The sequence below is a fragment of the Paenibacillus sp. GCM10028914 genome, assembly GCF_042666275.1.
In the GTDB taxonomy this organism is placed as follows: domain Bacteria; phylum Bacillota; class Bacilli; order Paenibacillales; family Paenibacillaceae; genus Paenibacillus_AQ.
On the sequence record NZ_JBHTFO010000017.1, the window covers coordinates 248,974 to 271,238 of the forward strand.

At 44.0% G+C, this 22,265-nt stretch carries 12 protein-coding genes; 2 read left to right on the forward strand and 10 right to left on the reverse strand.

Annotated features, from left to right (window positions below):
- Positions 1 to 55 precede the first annotated feature (55 nt).
- Positions 56 to 1,036, reverse strand: a complete 981-nt coding sequence (locus ACFQV5_RS18660) for an ABC transporter permease (RefSeq protein ID WP_379248876.1) — start codon at positions 1,034 to 1,036, stop codon at positions 56 to 58.
- Between the two features lie 491 nt (positions 1,037 to 1,527).
- Between ACFQV5_RS18660 and ACFQV5_RS18665 the strand changes: the two genes are divergently transcribed.
- Positions 1,528 to 2,985, forward strand: a complete 1,458-nt coding sequence (locus tag ACFQV5_RS18665; RefSeq protein ID WP_379248877.1) for an MFS transporter — start codon at positions 1,528 to 1,530, stop codon at positions 2,983 to 2,985.
- A 64-nt stretch (positions 2,986 to 3,049) separates the two neighbouring features.
- Here the strand turns inward: ACFQV5_RS18665 and cysI are convergent, their stop codons facing one another.
- The 9 genes from cysI to ACFQV5_RS18710 all read right to left on the reverse strand — a co-directional run bounded on the left by cysI (position 3,050) and on the right by ACFQV5_RS18710 (position 20,798).
- A complete protein-coding gene (gene cysI, locus ACFQV5_RS18670) occupies positions 3,050 to 4,807 on the reverse strand; it encodes an assimilatory sulfite reductase (NADPH) hemoprotein subunit (RefSeq protein WP_379248878.1) in 1,758 nt (585 codons plus the stop codon).
- Positions 4,808 to 4,889: 82 nt separating this feature from the next.
- Positions 4,890 to 6,737, reverse strand: a complete 1,848-nt coding sequence (locus tag ACFQV5_RS18675) for an assimilatory sulfite reductase (NADPH) flavoprotein subunit (protein ID WP_379249442.1) — start codon at positions 6,735 to 6,737, stop codon at positions 4,890 to 4,892.
- 301 nt (positions 6,738 to 7,038) lie between these two features.
- Complete coding sequence (locus tag ACFQV5_RS18680; RefSeq protein WP_379248879.1) at positions 7,039 to 9,900, reverse strand: GAP1-N2 domain-containing protein; 2,862 nt, start codon at positions 9,898 to 9,900, stop codon at positions 7,039 to 7,041.
- Between the two features lie 23 nt (positions 9,901 to 9,923).
- On the reverse strand, positions 9,924 to 11,183 hold the full coding sequence (locus tag ACFQV5_RS18685; RefSeq protein ID WP_379248880.1) for a TRAFAC clade GTPase domain-containing protein: 1,260 nt from the start codon (positions 11,181 to 11,183) through the stop codon (positions 9,924 to 9,926).
- Between the two features lie 13 nt (positions 11,184 to 11,196).
- Entirely contained in the window at positions 11,197 to 11,838 is a 642-nt protein-coding gene (locus tag ACFQV5_RS18690; protein WP_379248881.1) for a beta-mannanase, read from the reverse strand.
- Between the two features lie 20 nt (positions 11,839 to 11,858).
- On the reverse strand, positions 11,859 to 13,142 hold the full coding sequence (locus ACFQV5_RS18695; RefSeq protein WP_379248882.1) for a VWA domain-containing protein: 1,284 nt from the start codon (positions 13,140 to 13,142) through the stop codon (positions 11,859 to 11,861).
- 59 nt (positions 13,143 to 13,201) lie between these two features.
- Positions 13,202 to 15,583 (reverse strand): transcription initiation factor TFIID, encoded by a 2,382-nt coding sequence (locus ACFQV5_RS18700; RefSeq protein WP_379248883.1) that lies wholly within the window; start codon positions 15,581 to 15,583, stop codon positions 13,202 to 13,204.
- 2 nt (positions 15,584 to 15,585) lie between these two features.
- Positions 15,586 to 18,975, reverse strand: a complete 3,390-nt coding sequence (locus ACFQV5_RS18705; RefSeq protein WP_379248884.1) for a tubulin-like doman-containing protein — start codon at positions 18,973 to 18,975, stop codon at positions 15,586 to 15,588.
- Between the two features lie 41 nt (positions 18,976 to 19,016).
- Complete coding sequence (locus tag ACFQV5_RS18710) at positions 19,017 to 20,798, reverse strand: vWA domain-containing protein (protein ID WP_379248885.1); 1,782 nt, start codon at positions 20,796 to 20,798, stop codon at positions 19,017 to 19,019.
- 465 nt (positions 20,799 to 21,263) lie between these two features.
- Here ACFQV5_RS18710 and ACFQV5_RS18715 point away from each other — a divergent pair, with 465 nt between their 5' ends.
- The gene (locus ACFQV5_RS18715) at positions 21,264 to 22,052 is read left to right on the forward strand and encodes a hypothetical protein (RefSeq protein ID WP_379248886.1); all 789 of its coding nucleotides are present in this window, start codon (positions 21,264 to 21,266) and stop codon (positions 22,050 to 22,052) included.
- The last annotated feature ends 213 nt before the right edge of the window (positions 22,053 to 22,265 follow it).

Consider the following 22,265-nt stretch of genomic DNA (forward strand, 5'->3'; position numbering starts at 1 on the left):
CATATCCCAAACGCTTGAATACCAACTATTGTCAACTCCTCTCTTATGAAATAACTCACCATAGACTATTTCCGGATCTTCTAGCCAAGTAGTTAGCTATCGTTAATAAAGTGACACTTACGACTGCACGAAACAATCCGACCGCTACTCCAAAATCGTATCTCTGATTTTGTAAACCTACCCGATACACATACGTATCAATAACGTCTGACACCGGTCGTAAACTCGGATTTTGTGCCAAGATCAAAATATCTTCAAACCCGGCGTTCAATAGACTTCCCATCTGTAAGATCATAAAAATGATAATGACAGGCATAATCGTTGGAATCGTAATAAGATAGATTTGTTTAAATCTAGTCGCTCCATCAATTTCTGCGGCTTCATAAAGACTTGGATTTACACCCGCGATCGCAGCTAGATAAAGAATGGAGTTAAAGCCTATATCCTTCCATACATTGGTTGTTACAAGAATCCCCCAAAAATATTCTTTCATCGAAAGAAAGTTAATGGGTTCATCAATTGCCCCAATTCCTTTGAGCAGCATGTTAATGCTTCCATTCTCCGTTGAAAGCAAGCTCATCACGATACTGCCCACGATGACCCACGACATGAAGTAGGGCAAATATGTAATCGTTTGAATGGTTCGTTTGAACACTCGGTTACGTACCTCATTCAACATTAGAGCTAGAATGATCGGTGCAGGGAAACCGATTAAAAATTTCAATAAACTGATGGCAAGCGTATTTCTCATGATCGGACCGAACCTCGGAGCGTTAAAAAATTCCTTAAAGTGCTTAAATCCTACCCATGGGTTATCAAAAATCCTTGCTCCTGTAAAAATGTTATACTCCACAAAGCCTGTCAGTAAGCCGTACATGGGAATGTAAGCAAAAACAAAAATTAGGATAACTCCTGGCCAGACCATTAATTGAAGATCGACCTGTTTCCACCAACGATGTAAGAAACTCTTCTTATTCTCTGACCTGTGTTCAGGTGGGATATTTGTATACTGTTCATTTGTCGTTGCCTGCGACATGACCGTCCTCCCATACTTAAGTGTTGAAGTTCTTTTTTTATCACCGGTGAAGTGCTTACACTTGGTCCAACTGGAATGTTTTTCCTTGTCGTTATACACAATTGTACTTCCTTCATATCCATGTAACGAGACAATAGAAACATGATTTTTTACGCTTACACATTAACTTTTTTTCGAGAAATTATAGAAATTAACGATGGGAAAGAATTATTTATAAAAAGTGTTACTTTTGCGGGATTAACGATTACCCTTCATTTAGGTTGCGACTTATATGACTAAAAAAAAGAAAACAGCCCTTATCTTTGCGGATAAGAGCTGTTAACAGAGCACAGCATATTATGTTTTTCAATTAAGATGATCTTTGAAAAATACTAATCGGTCACAGGAATTACTAGACATGTAGACATTTTGACAAAATTCTCATTCACTCACTTGCCTCCAAAAATGTTAGAATAGTATAATCCGCCACAATATACATTAGGAGAAAATAAGTGAGAGCACATCCAATCTACTTTTTACGTATCGCAGGACTTCTTGATGGAATATCATTATTAGTGTTACTAGGCATCGCTATGCCCTTGAAATATATGGGGGGTATAGATCAAGCAGTATCGATTGCCGGAAGCATACATGGTGCAATATTCATTGTCTATGCTTTAGCCATTCTCTATGCTGCTTTTCGAGTCGAATGGAGCTTTCTTTGGTCTATTGCCGCAATAGCAGCAGCATTTATTCCCCTTGGAAACTTTGTTCTGGACTGGAAGCTGAAGAAGGTACAGCACCAGTATAATGTGAAGTCTTTCAACTATGCATTACTCGTGTACAGCATCGTATTCTTTTCATTTTTCGATCTATTCTCGCAGCTGCCGGTCATGAGTACATTTGCCGCCTCTGTCGGGGCGAGTTCTTTCATTGTAGGTTTTGTCATCGGACTATACTCTTTAGCCAATACGTTCGGCAATATATTATCGGGTATCATGACAGACAAGTTCGGGCCTTTCAAAATATTAATGCTTGGCTTGATTCTTTCAAGTTCTGCCCTGCTTCTCTATCATCTCGTTGATCAACCCTCAATCTTAATCGTCGTTAGAGTGATCCATGGATTCGTCTCCGGATTGATTGTTCCCGCTGCGTTTACATTCTCTGCGAATACAACAATCTCTAATCAGCAAGGCAAAAAATCCGCCCTTACTGGAACCTTTGTCGGACTGGCCGCCATTATCGGTCCAGCTTTCAGCGGAATTATGGCAAGTAAAACCTCGGTCCCCTTCGTATTTACTTGCGTTTCTGTAATCGGATTTGCCCTTGCTATCATGTCTGCTATCTTTCTTAGCAAGTACAAGCCTTTGAAGAAGGAAACGGATGACCCAGTTGTTTCGTCATTTGCCTCTATCTTCAATTCAGGTGTGATCAAGGCTTATGCTGGGGCATTCTTCTTGATGTTCTCACAAGGTGTCATCGCTTATTTATTACCCTTGCATGTCCAGACACTCGGATATGATTCTAAACTGAGCGGTACCCTAATGAGTGCATTTGGAATTATTGCTGTTCTCGTATTCGTATTGCCTACGAATCGTATTTTCGATCGCGTAGCTCCATCTATAACGATGGCCATAGGGATTGGTCTCATGGGACTCAGCCAGCTTCTTATTGGACAGTCCACATCGACAATAGCACTTTATATCGTGTTAGGTCTCTATGGAGTAGGCTTCGCCTTCCTGTTCCCATCGATTAATACGATGCTCATTAAAGCAACACCTAAAGAGCTTCGCGGCAAAGCCTATGGTTACTTCTACGCCTTCTTTTCACTAGGTGTTGTTGCCGGATCTACGGTGTTAGGCTGGCTTCCCTTCAACCTCGTCGGAGGTTTCACGTTCACAGGAATCCTCCTTCTCGTATTTGCAGGTGTTATCGCCTTTACCAAACAAAAGCAAAGAGCTCATGCATAACTCGCATATAAAAAACACGACCTATCAAAGGTCGTGTTTTTTTATTTGATATAAACCCAGTACTTTATCCTTGCACCGTTGTAGCTATTCGATCATGAAAGTTCATGCCGTTCGTCACCGACTCTACGTAACCCGCTCGAACAACAAAATCTCCAAAATGCTCACCCTCGTTACGTTCAAGCGCATAGCGCTGGATGATCGGTCTCAAGGTATCAATGATTTCCTCTTCACCTATATTTTCAAGATATAGCTTGCTTAAGCGGTCACCGGAGAATCCAGCGCCCATGTACATATTGTACTTACCGGGAGATTTTCCGATAAATGCGATTTCACCTAAAGCAGGCCGTGCGCACCCGTTAGGGCAGCCAGTCATGCGGATGTTAATCTCTTCATCTCGCAGGCCGGCTTCCTCAAGAATCGGTTCCAGCTTGTCGATTAACGTAGGCAAGTATCGTTCTGCCTCCGCCATCGCAAGACCGCAAGTCGGAAGTGCAACACAAGACAAGGCGCTACGACGCAGTGCCGAGTACTGCGAACCTTCTGCAATACCGTATTCCTTGAGTATAGCAACGATTTTCGTTTTCTTCTGACTATTCACGTTTGCGATCACTAAGTTCTGATTAGCTGTAAGACGGAAATCTCCAGTATGGATCTTCGCGATTTCGCGCAATGCTGTTTTCAGCTTGTAACCCTCAGAATCCACGATTCGTCCGCTTTGAACATACAATGTCAAATTCCATTTTCCGTCCTTGCCTTTAATCCATCCATAACGATCACCCGTATGATCAAACTTGAATTCACGTGCAGGCTCAAGCTCCCACCCCAAGCGATCATGCAATTCATCCACAAACCAATCTAAACCGTGCCGGTCAATCGTATACTTGAAACGCGCATATTTACGAACGGAACGATTGCCATAATCCCGCTGAATCGTAACTGTCTTCTCCGCTACGTCCAGAATACGATCCGGTGTTACGAAGCCAATAACACGAGCTAACTGTGGATACGTAGCCGTGTCACCATGCGTCATCCCCATGCCGCCGCCAACACTTACGTTAAAGCCTACAAGCTTGCCGTCTTCGACAATCGCAATAAAGCCAAGGTCCTGTGAATATACATCCACATCGTTTGACGGAGGGACCGCAATGCCGATCTTAAACTTTCGAGGCAGATAAACAGGACCGTAAATAGGCTCAACCTCAACGGCAGCATCAGTCTGCTCCAGACTATCTACAACTTTCTCACCATCCAGCCAGATTTCATGATAAGCAGGCGTCTTAGGTGCTAGGTGTGTCGTTAGCTGCTGCGACCAATAGAAGACCTCGCTATGAATTTCAGATTGGTATGGATTGGGGTTACACATAACATTACGGCTAACATCACCACAAGCAGCGAGCGTTGTAAGTAATGCTTCATTAATTTCTTGAATAGTCTTTTTCAAATTCCATTTCAATACGCCGTGCAGCTGAAAAGCCTGACGCGTTGTTACACGAAGACTTCCAGTTCCATACTTGTCAGCTAACTCATCCATTACAAGCCATTGCGCTGGAGTTGATACGCCTCCCGGTGTAACAATACGAAGCATGAATTGGAAATATGGCTCCAACTTCTGCTTCTGCCGTTCGTTACGGTAGTCGCGATCATCCTGCATATAGCTTCCGTGGAATTTAAGGAGCCGGTTATCCAGTTCGGGCAACCCACCTGTAATTCGGTTAGAAAGCGATTTAGTCAATGATCCGCGTAAATAGTTACTCTCTTCCTTCAGTAGCTCTACATCACTCGGCGGCCCGCCGATTGGCTCTACCTTATGGTTTTTTGCCATTGCTGTTAGCTCCTTTACCCCATGATTTGTTTAGCTCTCTGTGCCTCTACAGAAATGTACGCTTCAGGACAATCACTTAATCTTAATACACATCACGTTGATATCGCCCTTGCTCTTGAAGCTCTGCTAAATATGCAGAAGCCACTTCAGGGGATTTACCACCATACTGTCCGATAATCGCAAGAAGTGCAGCTTGCACATCGTGCGCCATATACTTCTCATCTCCGCAGACATATACATGCGCACCGTTCTCCAGCCACTCGTAAAGCTCTTGACCATTCTCCAGCATCCGCTGTTGAACGTAAACCTTCTCGTCTGTATCTCTGGAGAAAGCGACATCCAGCTTGGTTAATATTTCGTCCGCCACCATCCGTTGCCAGTCCGTCTGATACAAGAAATCTGTTACGAAATGTCGATCACCATAGAAAAGCCATGTATCTCCTGTAGCGCCAAGCTCCTCCCGATCTTCAAGAAAAGCGCGGAACGGCGCTACTCCTGTACCTGGTCCCACCATAATGACTGGTGCATCCGGGTTAACTGGGAGCTTAAAGTTCGGATTCTGCTGGATGAATATCGGAAGCGTATCCCCCGGCTCTAGACGTTCAGATGTAAATGCAGAGCATACGCCTTTGCGTTCGCGTTGATGAGCTTCATATTCCACTTTTCGGATTGTCAGATGTACTTCATCTGGATGCGCGTTCAAACTGCTCGCTATAGAATATAAGCGCGGCGGCAATTTACGTAGTAACGAAGTCAGATCGCTCGCTGTAAGCGTCCATGGTGCATAATCTTGAAGAAGGTCAAGCAGGTCGCGCCCGTTAAGGTATGCTTTCAATTCTTCTTTATTCTCTGACTTCACTAGTTCTGCCAGTTTACCATTTCCCGAAAAGGCAGCTGCTTTCTCTAGAAGAGGTTTCGTTAACACTGTAATCTCAAAATGGTGAAGTAGAGCCGTATGGAGTGAAGAGGTCTCGCCGGATTTTCCAATGACCACCGTCTCCTCCGGATTCCATTTCAAGAATGTAAGGATATTATCGACTAATACGGGATCATTCTGCGGATATACACCCACTGCATCACCCGGTGCATACGTCAGTCCCGAACCTTCAAGCGAGAGCTCCAAATGACGGGTTTCACGGTCTGATCCTTTTCCGTTCAAATTCAGATTTTCCAGTACTTCTGCCATAAACGGATTGTTTCTCGAATAATCTGAAGTGCTCGCAGGTGACGAAGGAATAAATGCAGTACCAGCGACCTCTTGAGCAGATGTAGGGGCCTGTGCTGTAGCCACAGCCCCGTTAACGGCTGCGATCCAGCCGGCAGCTGAATCCTCGAAGTCCACATCACAATCTACGCGGTCAGCAATTCGCTCTGCACCAAGCTCAGCAAGCCTTTGGTCAAAATCTTGACCGGTCTTACAAAAGAACTCATACGATATATCCCCCAGTGCGAGAACAGAGAATTTCGTGTCCTCAAGCCTAGGAGCACGCTTACTGTATAAAAATTCATAAAAAGTAAGTGCATTATCCGGCGGATCGCCCTCACCATGTGTACTAACGAGAATAAACAGATATCCGGCTTTCTTGAGATTATTCGTCTTATATTTGTTCATTGCAGACAACGTTACGTTAAAACCTTGTTCCTTGAGACTGTCAGCAAGTCTGCCAGCTAGCCTCTGTGCGTTACCGGTCTGTGACCCGAATAGTACCGTCGCTTCACGTGGAGCCTGAGATATAACCGCGGTCGCAGGAGCTTCCACTACACTGGTTACAGCGAGCTCCGCTCCGGCAGACTTAACACTCCCGGCATGATAAAACGTTAAATATCCGCCTAGCCAATTTAATTGGGCATCCGTTAAGGTTGGAAGCAGCTTATTAATTAATTCAGCTTGCTCACTTGTAAACGGACTATTTGTCACTTGAAGTTGCAACAACATCCACCTCACATTAATATGTATAATTCCGACCTTATTACTTTGTTTTAATCTATATTTATACTAACTCAGACTTATGAAAGGTTCAATGTATTATTCGATATTTTTTTAAGAATATCTCCAAATATTTACTGAAAATTAAAATATGGTCCCCTGGATCTTAATAAAGAGACGTTCAGGTCCTCAAGTCATTTGGAAAAATGACAAAAGGCAGTCTGTATCATGAGACCGTGCAGTAGAATAGAAAAAGGGAGGATTCAAGTGGCCGATAACCACATAAATCCTCCCTTATTTTCTTTTATTGCTCATCATTTGGCGCTTCAAACAGTTGATATGTCTCTTCGCCAATGCGGACTATACTATTCGCAGCAATATCCACTTGCTTGCCAAGGTTCACCTTATACTCAAACGGATAATCAGTTGGATCATAATTGCTATTCATTGATTCAGGGGTTGTCCCTGCCTCAACGCCAGAGTCATTATCCGCTTCAGGCGTTTTATCTTCTGTATCTGCTTCTACATTAGAATCCGTAGGCACTGGCGGCTCAAGACTTATAAGACAGGTCGGTAATAACTCAAGCTCTGTATAAGTAACGGCTTCGCCCTCCGGTGACTCTACAATTAATGATGTCGGAGAAAACTTCCCGCAAGTCGTTACATCCTTGAACAAGAACACAAGTGAAGTTGTTGCTTCTATTCCAGCTGATGCAGCCGTCTGCTCGACATATACGATTGTACTCGGTGCCGGCGAACTGACGTCAATTGTAGGCTGCCCCTCAGGTACAGGTACTTCCCCCTTAGCAGACTCACCTTTATCGTTAAGTGAAAGCATGATGCCTGCGGCAACTATGATTACAATACCAAGTGTGGAAGCAATCATCGCCTTTTTACGATTCCGTCGAAAAAACTTCATCAACGATGAAGACAATTCATGATTAGCTTGCTTATATACAGCTTTAAGAGCAGATCCCGCCTTGTCAAAATATTGCTTTCGATAGGTCCGCTTTTTGAAAGCACTGCGATCATATTTTTTGAAATAACTAACAATAGCCGAAGAATAGGCTGGTACGAAACCTCTTGATTTTCTGAAATCAGGGTGATTTTCAGACCATTGAAAGAAGCGATAGATCGTTTCTTTGTTCTCCGCATTCTTTTGCAAATAATCAAGTAGCTGAGCGAAGTCTATCGTCTGCATATCCGAGCTGCGGATAAACGCCAACACAATACGATTGAAGTCAACGAACTCAACCTGCCCGGACAACAGCTGGCGTCCAACCTGCTGCACATGATCCATCTCTACCTGAGACAATCTGGAAAATATATCAGCTGTTGGTTCAGGATCTGCGAACCATTCATTGAGCGTAACTAGCTTAAGAGCCACCGATTTCTGTCTAGGGTCTTTAATCTCAGTTTGCCAACGCTGCAATTGATCCTTGAATCCGAGGAAATCGGCTTGGGAGAGCTCATCTAGTGTAAGCCTGTCCAAATTAAGCTCAAGCAGCATCGTACGATAAACAGAAAACTCTAGATCTTGATACAGATTAACGGCTTCATAAGAGGATGGCTTCATCCCTGAAGAGGCTCCCCCTTCGAGTCGACGCAGCTCTTTGAAGGTCTTGCTCACTGCCGTTATTGAGTATCCCTCATATCTGAGCTTATCCATCAGCAGCTTATGGGCAAGCGTATGGAACTGGCTGTTCCCAAACAACTGAGAATGTTTACTCCCCCACTGTTCAATCAGTTGGAGAAGACTCTGAACGCCAACCGCAGCTCCAAGTTTCTTCTCGAGAAAAGGAATGAACAAGCTTTCAATTAATCGAGAGTCTGTCATCAGCTTCGAAAAGAACGCCTTACTTAATGCCTCGCTGCTCTCAATAGCTTTATAGAAGTAGACAGTAGCATCCTGCTTTTTTTGCTTCATTACGTTATTAAGCGCTAGGATAAAAAAGGCGACGATCTTATTTTCACTATATGGGTCAAGTCTGTAGTATTTCTGAATCGTATCGATAATGAAGTTTTCCGGAACTCGCCCCAACCTTAGCTGATCATATTCATAATCAAATCGTGATAGGAACAAGTCATTCAAGCGGATCTTTGATTCAAGCGCTCCTGCCGGCTGCAAGTATTCAAGCAATCCTCGCAACACTGTCGTTTTATGCGCTTCATAGAGCGACTCATTGCCTTCCTCAATTTGGAACAACACGCATAACTCATGATAACTAGCCGCAGTGATCGCACGCTCCGGCTCCATACCTGCCAGCATCAGCTCAGCAAATTGAAAAAAGCGGTCAGCTCGATCCGGTTGCTCCAGCTCTAACTGCTCCCATGCAAAATCCAAATACGGTTGATCCATGCCATTTAGATCGACGTTCATGATCCTATCATTGGCCAAATCAAACGTATAATCCTTCTCGATGCTTCGATCACCTGCACGTAGACTGCCACGTTCAACGAATGTAATATGAATAGATTTACGACTGAGAGGTTCTTTAGAATAGGTGATAAATCCCAGCTTATCATGGTAAGCATAAGGTAGACTCCCATACAGCACTGAGAGTAATTGCTTTGCCATAATCGGTAGCTGTTTAATCGGAACATCTAATGACACATATACCTTCTTCTTGCCACCGACTGCCGCCATCACCGCATATAGCAACTGCTTGAATCGCTTTTCATCGATATTAAGCAGTGACAAAATCGATCGGTGTGTTGGTTGAACAGACCTCGAGGGTTGAACGGGCAAACTCTTTAATTCCGGAATCACGGTGCCATTAACGATATTGTAACTACTCTCGAACGAAGCTTGCAGCCAGTTCCGGTAATCATTAGACGACTTCTTATCAGCACCGCCTGGGATCAAATAGTTATGTGTGAAGAACGCACTACGCAATCCCGTGAAATCCGTAGCCTGATAGATGCTTCTCCCAAGCAAAATGTCACCATTATCCATGTGGAGCAAATGCATCGACTCAGGATAAGCAGCTTCGTCCTTCTCTCCGCTTACTGCAAGTTCCTCCGGCGCATCATATACACACAACGGATGAAGCACTTTTTTAATAAAAGAAGGGTCTAGTCCGCTAGATTTGGCGATCGTGTCATAGCCTTCTGTAGTTCTAAATATCCCACTTCTTTCTCGTGCATACATCTGCTGTTGAATCATTCTGCTGGGATTAGAATCTCGCACTATTCTCTTCTCCCCTCAATAAAGTTCAGCTTATATAGCAACCAAATGAAGGGTTCATCTACCCGAATGGGACTAACAACGGTCTGCATTTTTTGATCAACGGGATTGCTACCCAGCGCGGACACCGCATAATAAGCAGTATCTTTGAAATAGACATCCATCGTACCTTTGAATGGCCGATCAACCTTCTCTATGAAACGGCGGATTTCTCCGTCGATATTCTCAAACTCTGTCAGATTGAAATAGTCGCGGTGAACCATGTTTTTGAAAATATTGCTGTTCGGTTTAATATATTCGCCGTCCTCATCGCTGAGAGAATGAAGCATGTCGCTCTTCGTCAGTACTACTGCTGTCGGAATATCTGTCTTGCTATTATCCTGATACGCAATGAAATCGCCAAACATCGTCAGAACAACATCACGTGGTTCATCATACTGAGATACCCATTCTCCCGGCTTATCGCCAAGCTTAATTCGGATCTTCTCACGAATAGAACGGATTTGCAGCGGGTCCACCATCAATAGAATACCTGCCGAGTTTTTAATATGCTGTCCATGCAAGCCAAGATAATCCTGTTCCACCATACCCTCACCCGCTACGTCGAAGAAAACGAGCGTCAACGGAGGTTTAGATTCATCCTTGAAGACGAATTGGAAAATAAACGGCTCTTGCATCTTCTCCTTTTGAGTGGAAGCAAGCAAGTCGCCGCGTTCGAATAATGGCTCCTCATAATAAGTACGGAATTTCCGGCTAATCTCCGCATTAAGCGGCATGCACGCCGCATTGAAATGATCCGCAGTCGTATTTTGCAAAGTATGAATTAATGATGTCATATACACGGATTTGCCAACCTGTGAAGCTCCTATAATAGAAATAATATTGCTCGGAACTTTGCCTGCCGTCACCGGCAGCTCATTATGACATTTCGGACAAAGTCTTCTGCGCGTTAGTTCGCCATAACGATCATTCAGGCCAATAAGAACATGATCCGAGTAAACATGGTGCTCCTCCGGCACATCTTGAGGGCGGATCACAGCTTCCATATCATATACGGAATCGAGACCAAATCGCTCTCTGTACTTGTTCAGCTCCTCATCTTCACCAAGCGCGTAATCTTCATCATCTTCACGAGAATGGGTTGCCCGGAAAACAACCTCTTGTGGCGAAAATTTACTGAAGCAGTAAGGGCAGACTATGTCATAGAACAAAGGCTTTACCTTCGCCTCAGGCTTTTTCTTGAATAAATCAAAAATACTCATGGAGATCCCCCCTTTATACGGATACTAATTCGTACATCTGACCATATTTTCGGCCATCGGTGAAAAATAATCGAATGTAATCTTGTTTGCCGACCTCAATCGGAGGCAATATATTCTTGCCTGCTGCAAAGGGAGCGACAAACGGATACAAAATGCCATCCTCTTTATTCGCCGGATAACTACCTTGCTTCTTCACATAGCAAAGTACTTCCTTGTCAATTGGAACCTCTGTCGTCACTTGAATCTGGATACTTTTATATTTTTGAAATAGCCCAGTTTTGTAACGGACCGAATAGTGTATTTGGGCCTTCCCTGCACTAATCTCGATGCTATTCTCCCGATTGGGCTGAAGGATGAGCAGCGGGCCTCCGCTGCCGTTACCTTCCTGACAAGCGTACACTGTAAAAACATAACGCCCGATTCCCTCTACTCGGCTGTAATAGCCATTATTCGCTTTGTATTCCGCTCTGGTGTATAGCTTTAAGTTGCTAGTGTCTAAGGCACCCTCATGTTCCTGTTCATCAGGCATTATCCCGACATACACCGCATCTATACCACTCGGCCATAACCAGCGCAGTGTGCAGAGGTTATCTTCTATGTTGCAAGTAACGCCGTTGATTAACGGAGAATCATCCTCCGCATCGATAAACCTCATCTAAATCATCCTCCGCAAAGTTAAAATCCATGACTGCGACTATCCTTCGCCGGTCTACCCATACTCTTGGAGGAGCTGCCGCTGCCAATCTTTCTTCCACCGCCACGCAGTTTTGAGCCCGTATTCTCCTTAATGGGAACAACGAACGTAAACAGGCTGATGATTGCAGCCAGTACGAGGACAGCAGTTAAGCGGGTAACTGGATCCCAGAATGAACGTCCAGACAAGCCAGAGTCCAGAATAAAACCTGCCAGCAAACCGCCGACAATTCCTCCAGCGCCAAAGCTTACTGCCAAGAACCGATTGTCAAACACCAATCCGAGCGACACTCCTATAGCTGCTCCAATTATTGTCAATGACAATAAACGAAGAAGCATATATAACGTACTATCCGCATTCACTCCTGTACGTTCCGTTACGAGGGTCCGATCATCGATGGTATCGTATATATTTTGGAAAGCGAGAGTGAGTCCGTTTGCTTCCGTCACATCATAGTAGCTTCCTCCAGTGGAATCAGCTATATACTGCAACAATTCTGTCCCTCTAGCGTCAACAACACTAAGGCCAACTGTGTTAACGACAACGCGCTGCTCTTGATACGCAGCAATCTGCTCATCAATACTGGAATCACTGAAACCATCTGACAGCAGGATAATCATCGTTCCACGATTGGAATCTGCCTTCTCATTAATAATCTTCATGGATTCTTCCAAAGCCAGAGTAAAGTTCGTCCCTCCATCAGTCGGCTCAAGTGCTTCTATCGCAGCACTCACAGAATCCTTCTCTGCTTGCGTTCTTAGATTCGTAAAGGGCTGAAGCAATTCCGCCGTATCACTAAATTGAACGACAGCTACTCGCTTGTCACTTTCCAACTTATCAATGAGCTGCTTAGCAGCTGTGAACCGTTCATTGTCAGGATCTGTCTCTGCCATGCTCCCCGAATTATCGATAACGAGAACGATATCCTTGACCTGCTTCACACCCCCGAAGCTTAGCCCATATGTCAATTGAAGCAATCCGCTGACCACAAACAGCAGCACCAGCGTAGCCGGCACGAGGAGCATCCAAGATAACCCGGTATACCGTTGCCGCCAAGACGTACCGCTGAGTCGAGGAGATATCAATTCGGCAATCAGGCAAGAAAGTCCGATGCAGAGGGCAATTACACCAAAGTACAGACCAACCACAATAAATCGCGGCCATTCTCCCAACAACGAACCTAAAATAACCTCGCCTAATGCAAACCCAATTGTTCCACCGATTAGCGCGAACAATAAAAGTAGTAAATTTATTTTCCGTTCCATTAGAACAGCATCCTTTCCCCTTTGCAAATGAACCGCAGCAATGATCGACCTACGCTATATTAGCGAAGCTCGGGCAGAAGAGCTGGATCAATGAAGTGAAATTCGTACCCGTTCTGCATATAGGCTTCATAATAAACCTTGCCATTGCGATAATACATCAGATCCTCTAAGTGAAAGCCGCCCATTAAATTTAATTTCTCAACTCCACTGCTACGTTTCTCATGAACACAGCCGAGCTTGTAGATACGTGACGTCTCATCGACCCCAAGTGCATAGCGGATAAACTCACTCTCTCGATCTCCAAACAAATATTTTTCCTCGTAACGATGCTCATGTGTATAGTCGAGAAGCCTAATATTAATCGCCGCATTGTCTTCTAACGTGCGGTAGAGTAAGTTGAACAGTTCAGCCTTCGATAAAGCTATACGATTGCTATATGCTACAGAAACATTCGCTCGTTGTAGCAGCTCTTCTTCAAAAGTTTGGGTAAACGGATCAGCTGTCAGCACATGCTTGCGACATACTCCGATCAAACGCTCAATAAATGCCTCATTACCTTTCTCTAGAAGATCTGTGACATTACCCATGAGCGTGTCCTCAAAAAATGCCGAAGAACCGTGCTTCTCTTCACGTTCTTGCATAACGGTCTCGGTAACCCGCTCATAATAATCGAATATGTTCTGTCCAATATAATCATCTGCCAAGCGAATACTTTGCAGCGCTGTCTCCTTGAGTTCTTCCTCCAGTGCAGCCATTTGCTGCACCCGAATGCTGTAGCTTTCATGTAATAACTCCAGCTCAGCTGCAAACTTTCGGTACAGTGCCAGCTCTGTTTCCAGTCGCAATAACTGCCATTGCTGCCGGTAGATTGTATCAAGAAAAACACGTATAAAAGAGCGTAAATTTTGCTTGTCCATAAATGGCAGGCGCTGAATCTTCAAATCCTCTACTCGTGTTTCATGACTGCGCTCAAGCTCTTCCTGTGCTTGGCTGATCTCAATGACCAGATTCCGAATCCGAGTACGAACGAACTCGATTACGTTACCAGCCTCATTCCGCTCATCTGTCCATGCGGCAATCTGATAAAAACCAATCTGCGGATACCCCCGCATCGCTTGGTTGACGTTACGCCTTAGCTCTTCTGCCGCATTCACTTGACTAATACGATCCTCAGCTACATGGATGAAATGTTTACGGAAAAACGCCGTACAACCATCACCATACAACGCCTCCTCAGCCTCGCGCAGCGACATGCGGCGCAATTGCTCATACCGAATCCCACTCGTTAGCAAGCCAGTCATATCAGCAAGACTATCTTCACCAGGAACAATCTCGGCGATCTTCCCTTCGATTGACGTGGAGTCAAGTCCGAAGAAACCAAGCTTAATCTTAGGATCAAGCTCTGGTGTTTCTTTCAACCGCACAGCAAGCCCTTTGAAAAAATGATACAGCACTGTTAAAGCAATCGAATAATTAGGCCGATTAACCTTGGACAGTCCGGCAGATACGAAGCCCTGCCTACCAGATTCAGTCATCAGACTGTTCTTGAATGACGAATTGTTATAGCTTCCTTCATTAGAATAATTCTGTGCATCCTTCTGCTTCCGGTTCTTCAGCAGTAGAATATTACAGATGATTTCATAGTTGGTCTGCATGCCATTAATGGCCGTTATTCCTCGCTCATTACGGTCTGATAATATATAAACGAGATCAAACAGCGGTGATGGTCTGTGAACGACTGGAATTGATAAGCCGTCACCCGTTATCTGCAATCGACCAGAGTATTCATACTCTGGTCGCTGCATACCCTCTAGCTCACGCAGGAAGCTTATGCCTGCTGCTCCTGCATATCCGAACGTATCCGACTGCTCTCGCTCATTAATCAATGCATACATATCCATCTGAACCGATTTGAACAGCTGCTCTAAGATCGATTTCGCCAGCAGCGATATTTCCGCTGCAAGCACGTTCATTGGGTCATCTACCCTAGTAATGACAGCTAGATGAAGACGATCAAAGGAGGCATATAAGCGACCGTAATCCGCAATCGTATTGCTCACTTGCCGCAGAACTCGATTAAGGCGAACGAGATGGCGATCTTCCTTATGGAATGCAATTCCTATATCTCTGCGCCTTGCCTTGTTGTCCCCTTCATCAGAAGTGAGTCCAGTTAACGCCACTCGCATAACATTTGACGCATAGGATGAACCATCACTCTTCTCGGACTCACTCGAAGCAATATGCAGGTAGATAACCCCTGCATTATTGTCCCATTTTAGTTCGTTCGAGCGGATCATCGGTTCAATCGCATGTTCTGCCTCATCGCCAATAAATAGAAACACAGTAGGATAATGAAGACTGCTCTGATCATCATCACGGCCGCTTATCTTCTGCTCAGCGGCCGAATAGTCGGTCGCGAATTGATCCAATATTCCCCTCATGGCTATCTCAGCTTTCTACGAATTTCATTAAGTTTGGTTGTCATTTCCTTATAGAAGCGATGCAATTCTTCGCCATTGGCCAGTTCTACCTTTTCGTATTCTAGACGCTCACGTGCATCTAAGAAATTATTGAACAAGTCTTCGAGCTTCGCTAACAGTAGTGTAGTATCCTCGGTTGCTGTCATTTCCGTAACTCGGCGTGATGCTTTACGCATCAACGTACTACGATTTTTGTCGTCCAACTGACGGAAGCTCTCGAACACTTCATGCTCAACGTAGTTGCTACTCTTCATCAGATTAGCGAATGGTGACCAGGCTTCTTCTTCAGGATCACGATCGTATACATACAGCGCACCCTTCTTCGTAATCGTATCTGTATACAATGCTTCAATGAATAGATCCAGCCATTTCTCTTCATCTTGGTGCAAATGAAGCAGCTGCTCCAATTCAACAACTTTGCTCGAGATTGACTCGTATTTCGCTAATTCTTCCCGAACTCTTCTTAATTGTTCTGGTGAACGAATCAGATTTTCTTGTGCTAGTTCCTCTGTGAAGCTTCCGAATATATCCTTAGTGGAATCAAGCTCCAGTCCTTCTGACAATAACCGCTTCAGTTCATTCAATGCACGCTTCACTTCACCTAAATTCGGCTTAGCCGCATCAAGCTGCATATTGAACGACTTGAGAAACTCAGACAGCTCGAAGGACTTCGTGTAACGAACAGCATAACGGTTGCTCAAGTTATTATCGATGCCCTTCTCCACAATAATATGATAGCCCTTCGCTTGAGCAAACTGGGCACGTACCCGTGCATTATAGCTTTGCACACGAGGATTGACGTAAGTATCTCCCCATGATTTCTCTGGGATAGGTGACGGCAAATACGTCCAGTTCTCTTGATCAGTCTGTACTAAATGTCGACCGATCCCTTCCTTGTCTAGAATCGTTCGCTCGTAACTTTCCTCATAAACCTTCAGCGGTGTATATACGAACAATGGCACACCATTTTTTGTATTCAACCAGAATATCCGGTTCTTCACTTCACTTTCTTTAATCGTGAAATGGGACTTACCTATCGAGTTATTCTGATAATTGCGAATCCCTCGTAAAATGCTAGGAGCCTGCACCGGCACCGATACGAAGCCCCATGACGGCACATGCAAATTACCAGAGCTGTTGCTGAGATGGAATACAGGTACCGCTTCTTCATCCAGCTTACTTGCAATATAGCGCTCTACGAATTTCTCGATGGATTCGTCGTTCCCGTATTTCATGACAAGGAAATCTTCCATCGATCTCGTGATGAGATCTCCGAATTTATCCGTTAGAAACTCCGAGATCGAGCTGACGATATCGATTTCTTGCTCTTTCACCCATAGATTGGAATGATCCAGCAGTTCTTGTGTAAAGTCGCGGATCAGATCATCGCCATCTCGCTTATCCATCATCTTGCTGATGACATCGGATATGTCCGGTACGCCGACGATATTCCAGTAATATGTCTTGTTCCCTTTATGATCCGTCTGCTCTTCTCCATTTGTGAGAATGTCACCATTCTTGGCGAAGACCGAATTCAACACATTCAATATCTCGGTAAATACGTTATAGATTCGGTTATTCTCATTGTTGAGAAGCGTATGCAGATCCTCGTAGAATTCAATTAATTGCTCCATCCGTTCAACATCGGCTCGGAGCCAGTACTCTTCGATTTTCGCTTCTATATAAGCATTTTTCTTCTTATCTTTAGATACAAAGGCGCTCTTCGCATCGCCCATACGTTCATTAGCTATCTCGCTCTGTGCTTCAATCTCCCGCGGCAATCGCAGCAGGCTTTCGCGAAGCGTTTCGATGTATGACTGCAGCATCTTCAGCAAGCAGAAGCCCTTCTCTGTATATAGAAGTCTTGATACGTAGAATGGTCCTTGCTCAGGATGAAGGAATGTTCGGCGAATTTGCTCAGTGAACTGACCAACAATCTCGCCTGGAAGCTGTTTCTTCGCTTTAATGTATTCCTCACGAGCACGAGCCAAGAAATTTTGCTCCAACTCGGTATCCATGTTCACGGCTTGCAACTTAATTACATTATTGTAGCTGAGACGCTCGCTATTCTCGAATCCAGGAAGCGGCTCAGGAACACGTGAATCGAATGTCTTCATCATCGTTTCTAGATCGATGCCCAGCTTGCGTGCAAATTTCTCCACGTCATCCTGAGTCGGCGCTTTCTGGAACATTTTATCCATTTTATTAAAGAGACGGTAAGCCAAATACGTAGTCATTTCCTCAATCGGCAATACAGCCGAGGAAGCTCCGATAATGTTGTAGTCATAGTTCGCTGGATACATCTTGTTCATCTGTGCGATGTTCGTCCGAATGTTGCTGATATAATCATGAATGGCGAATTCCTCGCCCGATTGCTTTTCCTCACTCGAGATAAAGTTCGTAATGTTCTCCGCCGTTACGTTCATGCAGTAATCATAAGCATTCTCGAGCAGCTTACCTTCAGCATTCGTCGCTGAGATGAGGTGGCACAAATTAAATGGCGGCAGCGGCGAATTAACGGATAGTATGTTGCCGTATTGCTGCTTGAATCGTTCCCCTCTGCTATCCACATTCATCCAATAATCCAGTTCCTTTAGTGCTGCATAACCGTTTTTCTTTATATACTCACGTGTATGATCGCTCAAGCTTTTGTTAGCTAGATTAATGTCAGGTGTGAATAAATAACCTAATATATTCACTCGGTCAATCCCTGCAGCACCGTGATCACGTTCAATGATCCCTCTTACGATATACGAAATATCGAGGAAGCAACCGCTGCCCGTTCCACCGGATAATCCTGTAAGCAAGAATACCATCAGCTTTTTGTTCGTACCGACAGACAATGTCTTAATTTTCTTATCGATGCTTTGTACAACTTGATTAATCTTCGTAAATAACAACAACCGTCCTGCCTGCCGCACTCCAGCAGCGCCATTCATTCCATCCGTAATGCTAAGCTCAGGCGACAGCCAATCCGTAATATATGGTTCCAAAATACTGCGGTTTTGCAGTAATCCCCCGACTTCCGCGTTGGACAGCAGCACAAATTCATTAATAGGGTCCAGACCAATTCCTTTATACTTCTTATTGCGGTCTTGTTCATTGGTCTCAAATGCTAGAAACTCCACATTGTCGGGCTTATCTTGTTTTCTCTTAGACACGGGGTCCTCAGGCAGCTTAAAGCGACGGTTAATCTGATATTTCAAGCGCAACAGCGCATCAATACCTGTACCTCCAAGTCCAATAATCAGAATAGGATTATCTATCGTGTCCACCCTGATTTTCTCACTGACAATACCTCCGCCTAGTGAAACATCCAGTTGCTGTATATGCTCTCTCACAATTGGTTTCATTCTTTGAAAACCTCCCTGGTTTTATAACAAACTACTTCAACCTATATAAGATATTCAATGAAAATCGTCTTATCTACTTGCTGCAAGGAAACCATTATGCGGTCCCCGCTCTTCAATTCATATCCGCCATCAGCTTGGATAGCCCGGCCAGACTTCTCTATCGTACAAGTGGAGCCATTATGCAGCGTGATCCGATCATTATTACTCGGTTTGAAAATAATTTTCTCCGTCTCCTTAAGCTCTGGTGCTAGCTGCAACAGCTGATGAAGCTTAAGCGAGCCTTTGAATGTCGACAGCTTCTTATATTGAGGTGACGTTTTGTCTCCTGTATTCTCATCTCTAATTTCAATGACGAGCTGTCCAACAAATCCTCGATTCGCTAGTTTAATGTACCTAAGAATGAAATAGATTGCTGCAAGCAGTACCGCAAGTCCAATAACACCGAATATAACTGGCAGCAAAGGGAATGGCCTATCTTCTTCACCCACAGGCTGTGCCGGTGTTGTCTGACCCGTTGCATTAGGCTTGGCTGTTATGTTGACAGCATCAGTCTCTCGGAAAAAGCTTGCCTCCTCAGCCTTCACCTTGATTTCATAGTCATGCTCATCGGCAATTTTGTATGTGCTCTCAAAATGATCACCAGCATTGTTCATCGGTATTTCCGTGGTTGTGCCGGTGTCTAAATCTTTAACGAGCAAGACTGCACTCATGTTGCTGTATTGCTGTTTATCCCCTAGCTTTTGTCCACCACTAACGAGATAAGAGTTAATTTGTACTGTATCCCCCTTCGAATATGTCGCCTTTGCAAGCGGGTCCATTGCCAGGCTTAGATCATAGTTGAAGATTAGATTAATATCGATTTTGTCTTGATTAACCCCTTTCACCTGCAGCGTCCAGTCTCCTTCAGCAGGAGTCAACAGCTTAATTAACGAATAGCTCTTCGATTCGGAGCGTAGGACTTTATCCGATGGAATGCTTACCTCTTGGCCTGAAGGATCAAAGAGCTTAGCCTCTACGGGTTTGTCAGACATAATAGATATATTGGCTTCTAGTACATTAGAGTTTGGCACAGAAATCTTCACGTCCTGATAGTTTCCGTTAGCAGTAAACGAATCTACAGGCACAATATTTAGTTCGAGATGACTGGCAAATATTTCACTCAATATTTGGGGCAAATCATCTGCCGTATTCGTTGAGAAGGATTTGCCATCGGTCAAGTCCGATATTTCCGCTAGAGCTTCCTTATTTAATTTGCCATCGGCGTTCAGCCCAATCGTATAGATCGGTACGCCGCTGTCATTCGCTTCTTTAATCGCTTTATCCATATCAGCGTCAGACTGCGCTTGCGTTCTACCTGAGTTATCATCAAAATCGTTATTACCGTCAGCGAGCACGATAATCATCGGCTCATGATCAGGGTCTGCTCCATCCTCCAATATTTGCATCGCTTCTTTCACACCCACAGATACATCGGTGTAGGCGCCACGATTCAATTGGTCAATAAAGCTCTTCAAGTTATCTTTATCCTCTTGTGACTTAATCTCAAGCAGCGCCTTTTCCCGTTGAATCGTATCGGTGTAGGCGACAATCCCAACTTGGTCTCCCTTCTCTGACAACATATCGATGAACATCTTCATCGCTTCGTTGCCGATATTATTCGGATCGCTTGTCTTCATTGAATTACTGACATCGAGCACGAGCACCGCATCGATCTGAGAAGATGCCTGTGCTGCATTCACATTAGTTATGCTGTAGAATGGCAGCAGCAAAATCGCTACCGCTACCGGGATTAATTTCTGTATTATTTTTTTGAACGGACTCATTCTAGTACTCCTTTGCATATGGATATTAGATAATAATATACTAGTCCAATAACCCTTGTTAGTCATCCCTATTATTAGGATGTTATACTATTAATAAAGTAAATCAACATTTACTGTAAGCGAGGTATATCATATGGTTTCTTACGTCTGTCTCGGAATATTGTTTCTTTTTATTATGATTACAACCATTAACTATCGTTATCGAGTGAAACGCGCACCTTCTCCCGAGCAATTAAATAAGCTTGTCTTTTCCATTCTGAAAAGTGGACAGCGTGAACACGAATGACAAAAAAACTACCTGTAGTGCTTAAGCCTTATATTAAATCACAGAATCCTTATAATAACCTTAAATTTTGTCGGCACTGCAAACACTTCACCGTTCTCGGTGATAAGAAATGTCTAGTTTGCGGGAAAACTACCCTCCAAAGTGTGGAGGACCGGGCTAGATCTATACTTCGAAAATCCATGTGGAAAACGCGGCTTATCGCATTGTTCATTATGGTCATAGGTATATTTCCAAATCAGTCAACTGGACAGTTAGTCCTGTATGCCCTAGGCAGCACATTGCTATTCGCACTATTATTGACGATTCAAAAATGGTCGACCCCTGCACTTTTACTAGTAAAACTAGAACATTTTTTTAAACAAGAGGCTTCTAACTTGTATGCAGGTCTTGTTCGTGACCGAGAAAAGGCTATTGAAGTGTTTCATAGCGGTGATAAACCTCGTGCTTATGAAATGCTTCGCGAGATTGGAGCCCTCGTTCATACGGACCAGCTTCGAGTAGAGCAAATCTTGTTACTTCAATCCTTCATACTACGCAAGGATATGGATCTTATGCTCGAGCCTTTGCTCTTGGATCATTTCAATCCTGATCTTGTTGAATATATCGGTGAGTTATCCAAGATCAGACGAGATCTACTGAAAGAGAATGCCTTCCGCTATATTCTAGTCCACGAGGAACAGATTTTAGCAATGCCGGGTGGGGAGAATATTCTAGTCAGTGTTGCTGGAGCTGCTGTCAGATTAAAGCGTTATATTACCCTGTATCCTTATCTTGTGCTGCGCTACGCACATAAGATGCCCAAGGATCGATTTCTACGCCTCTATCGAATTGTACGGAATAACCCCAATTCGAAATGGGAGAAATTAAATGAAGAAGTAATGAGAATTTATAATGAGAAGTACAAATGGGATGAGGACTTTCAGCGGATCAACAACGAACATGTTCGGAAAGATGAGCGTGAGAGTTAATCATCAATAAATCGTATCAAGCAGCCTTGAACATAAATAAAGAGCGGAATGTAAGCAGCTACGCTTACCTCTTCCGCTCTTTATTATTGATAAAGCATTTCACATATCTGAAGTAAACTAAAAAATAAAAAAGAAGAAACGGCATGCTCTCTTGCCGGGTTTTATTAACGAATGAATATATTCAGATAAATACCTTAAAGCAATCGTTTCTTC

Excerpts from the sequence above, each read along its gene's own strand:
- ACFQV5_RS18710 (WP_379248885.1), bottom strand. The coding sequence starts at position 20,798 with ATGAGTCCGTTCAAAAAAATAATACAGAAATTAATCCCGGTAGCGGTA.
- cysI (WP_379248878.1), bottom strand. The coding sequence starts at position 4,807 with ATGGCAAAAAACCATAAGGTAGAGCCAATCGGCGGGCCGCCGAGTGAT.
- ACFQV5_RS18680 (WP_379248879.1), bottom strand. The coding sequence starts at position 9,900 with ATGATTCAACAGCAGATGTATGCACGAGAAAGAAGTGGGATATTTAGA.
- ACFQV5_RS18690 (WP_379248881.1), bottom strand. The coding sequence starts at position 11,838 with ATGAGGTTTATCGATGCGGAGGATGATTCTCCGTTAATCAACGGCGTT.
- ACFQV5_RS18715 (WP_379248886.1), top strand. The coding sequence starts at position 21,264 with ATGTGGAAAACGCGGCTTATCGCATTGTTCATTATGGTCATAGGTATA.
- ACFQV5_RS18685 (WP_379248880.1), bottom strand. The coding sequence starts at position 11,183 with ATGAGTATTTTTGATTTATTCAAGAAAAAGCCTGAGGCGAAGGTAAAG.
- ACFQV5_RS18695 (WP_379248882.1), bottom strand. The coding sequence starts at position 13,142 with ATGGAACGGAAAATAAATTTACTACTTTTATTGTTCGCGCTAATCGGT.
- ACFQV5_RS18700 (WP_379248883.1), bottom strand. The coding sequence starts at position 15,583 with ATGAGGGGAATATTGGATCAATTCGCGACCGACTATTCGGCCGCTGAG.
- ACFQV5_RS18705 (WP_379248884.1), bottom strand. The coding sequence starts at position 18,975 with ATGAAACCAATTGTGAGAGAGCATATACAGCAACTGGATGTTTCACTA.
- ACFQV5_RS18660 (WP_379248876.1), bottom strand. The coding sequence starts at position 1,036 with ATGTCGCAGGCAACGACAAATGAACAGTATACAAATATCCCACCTGAA.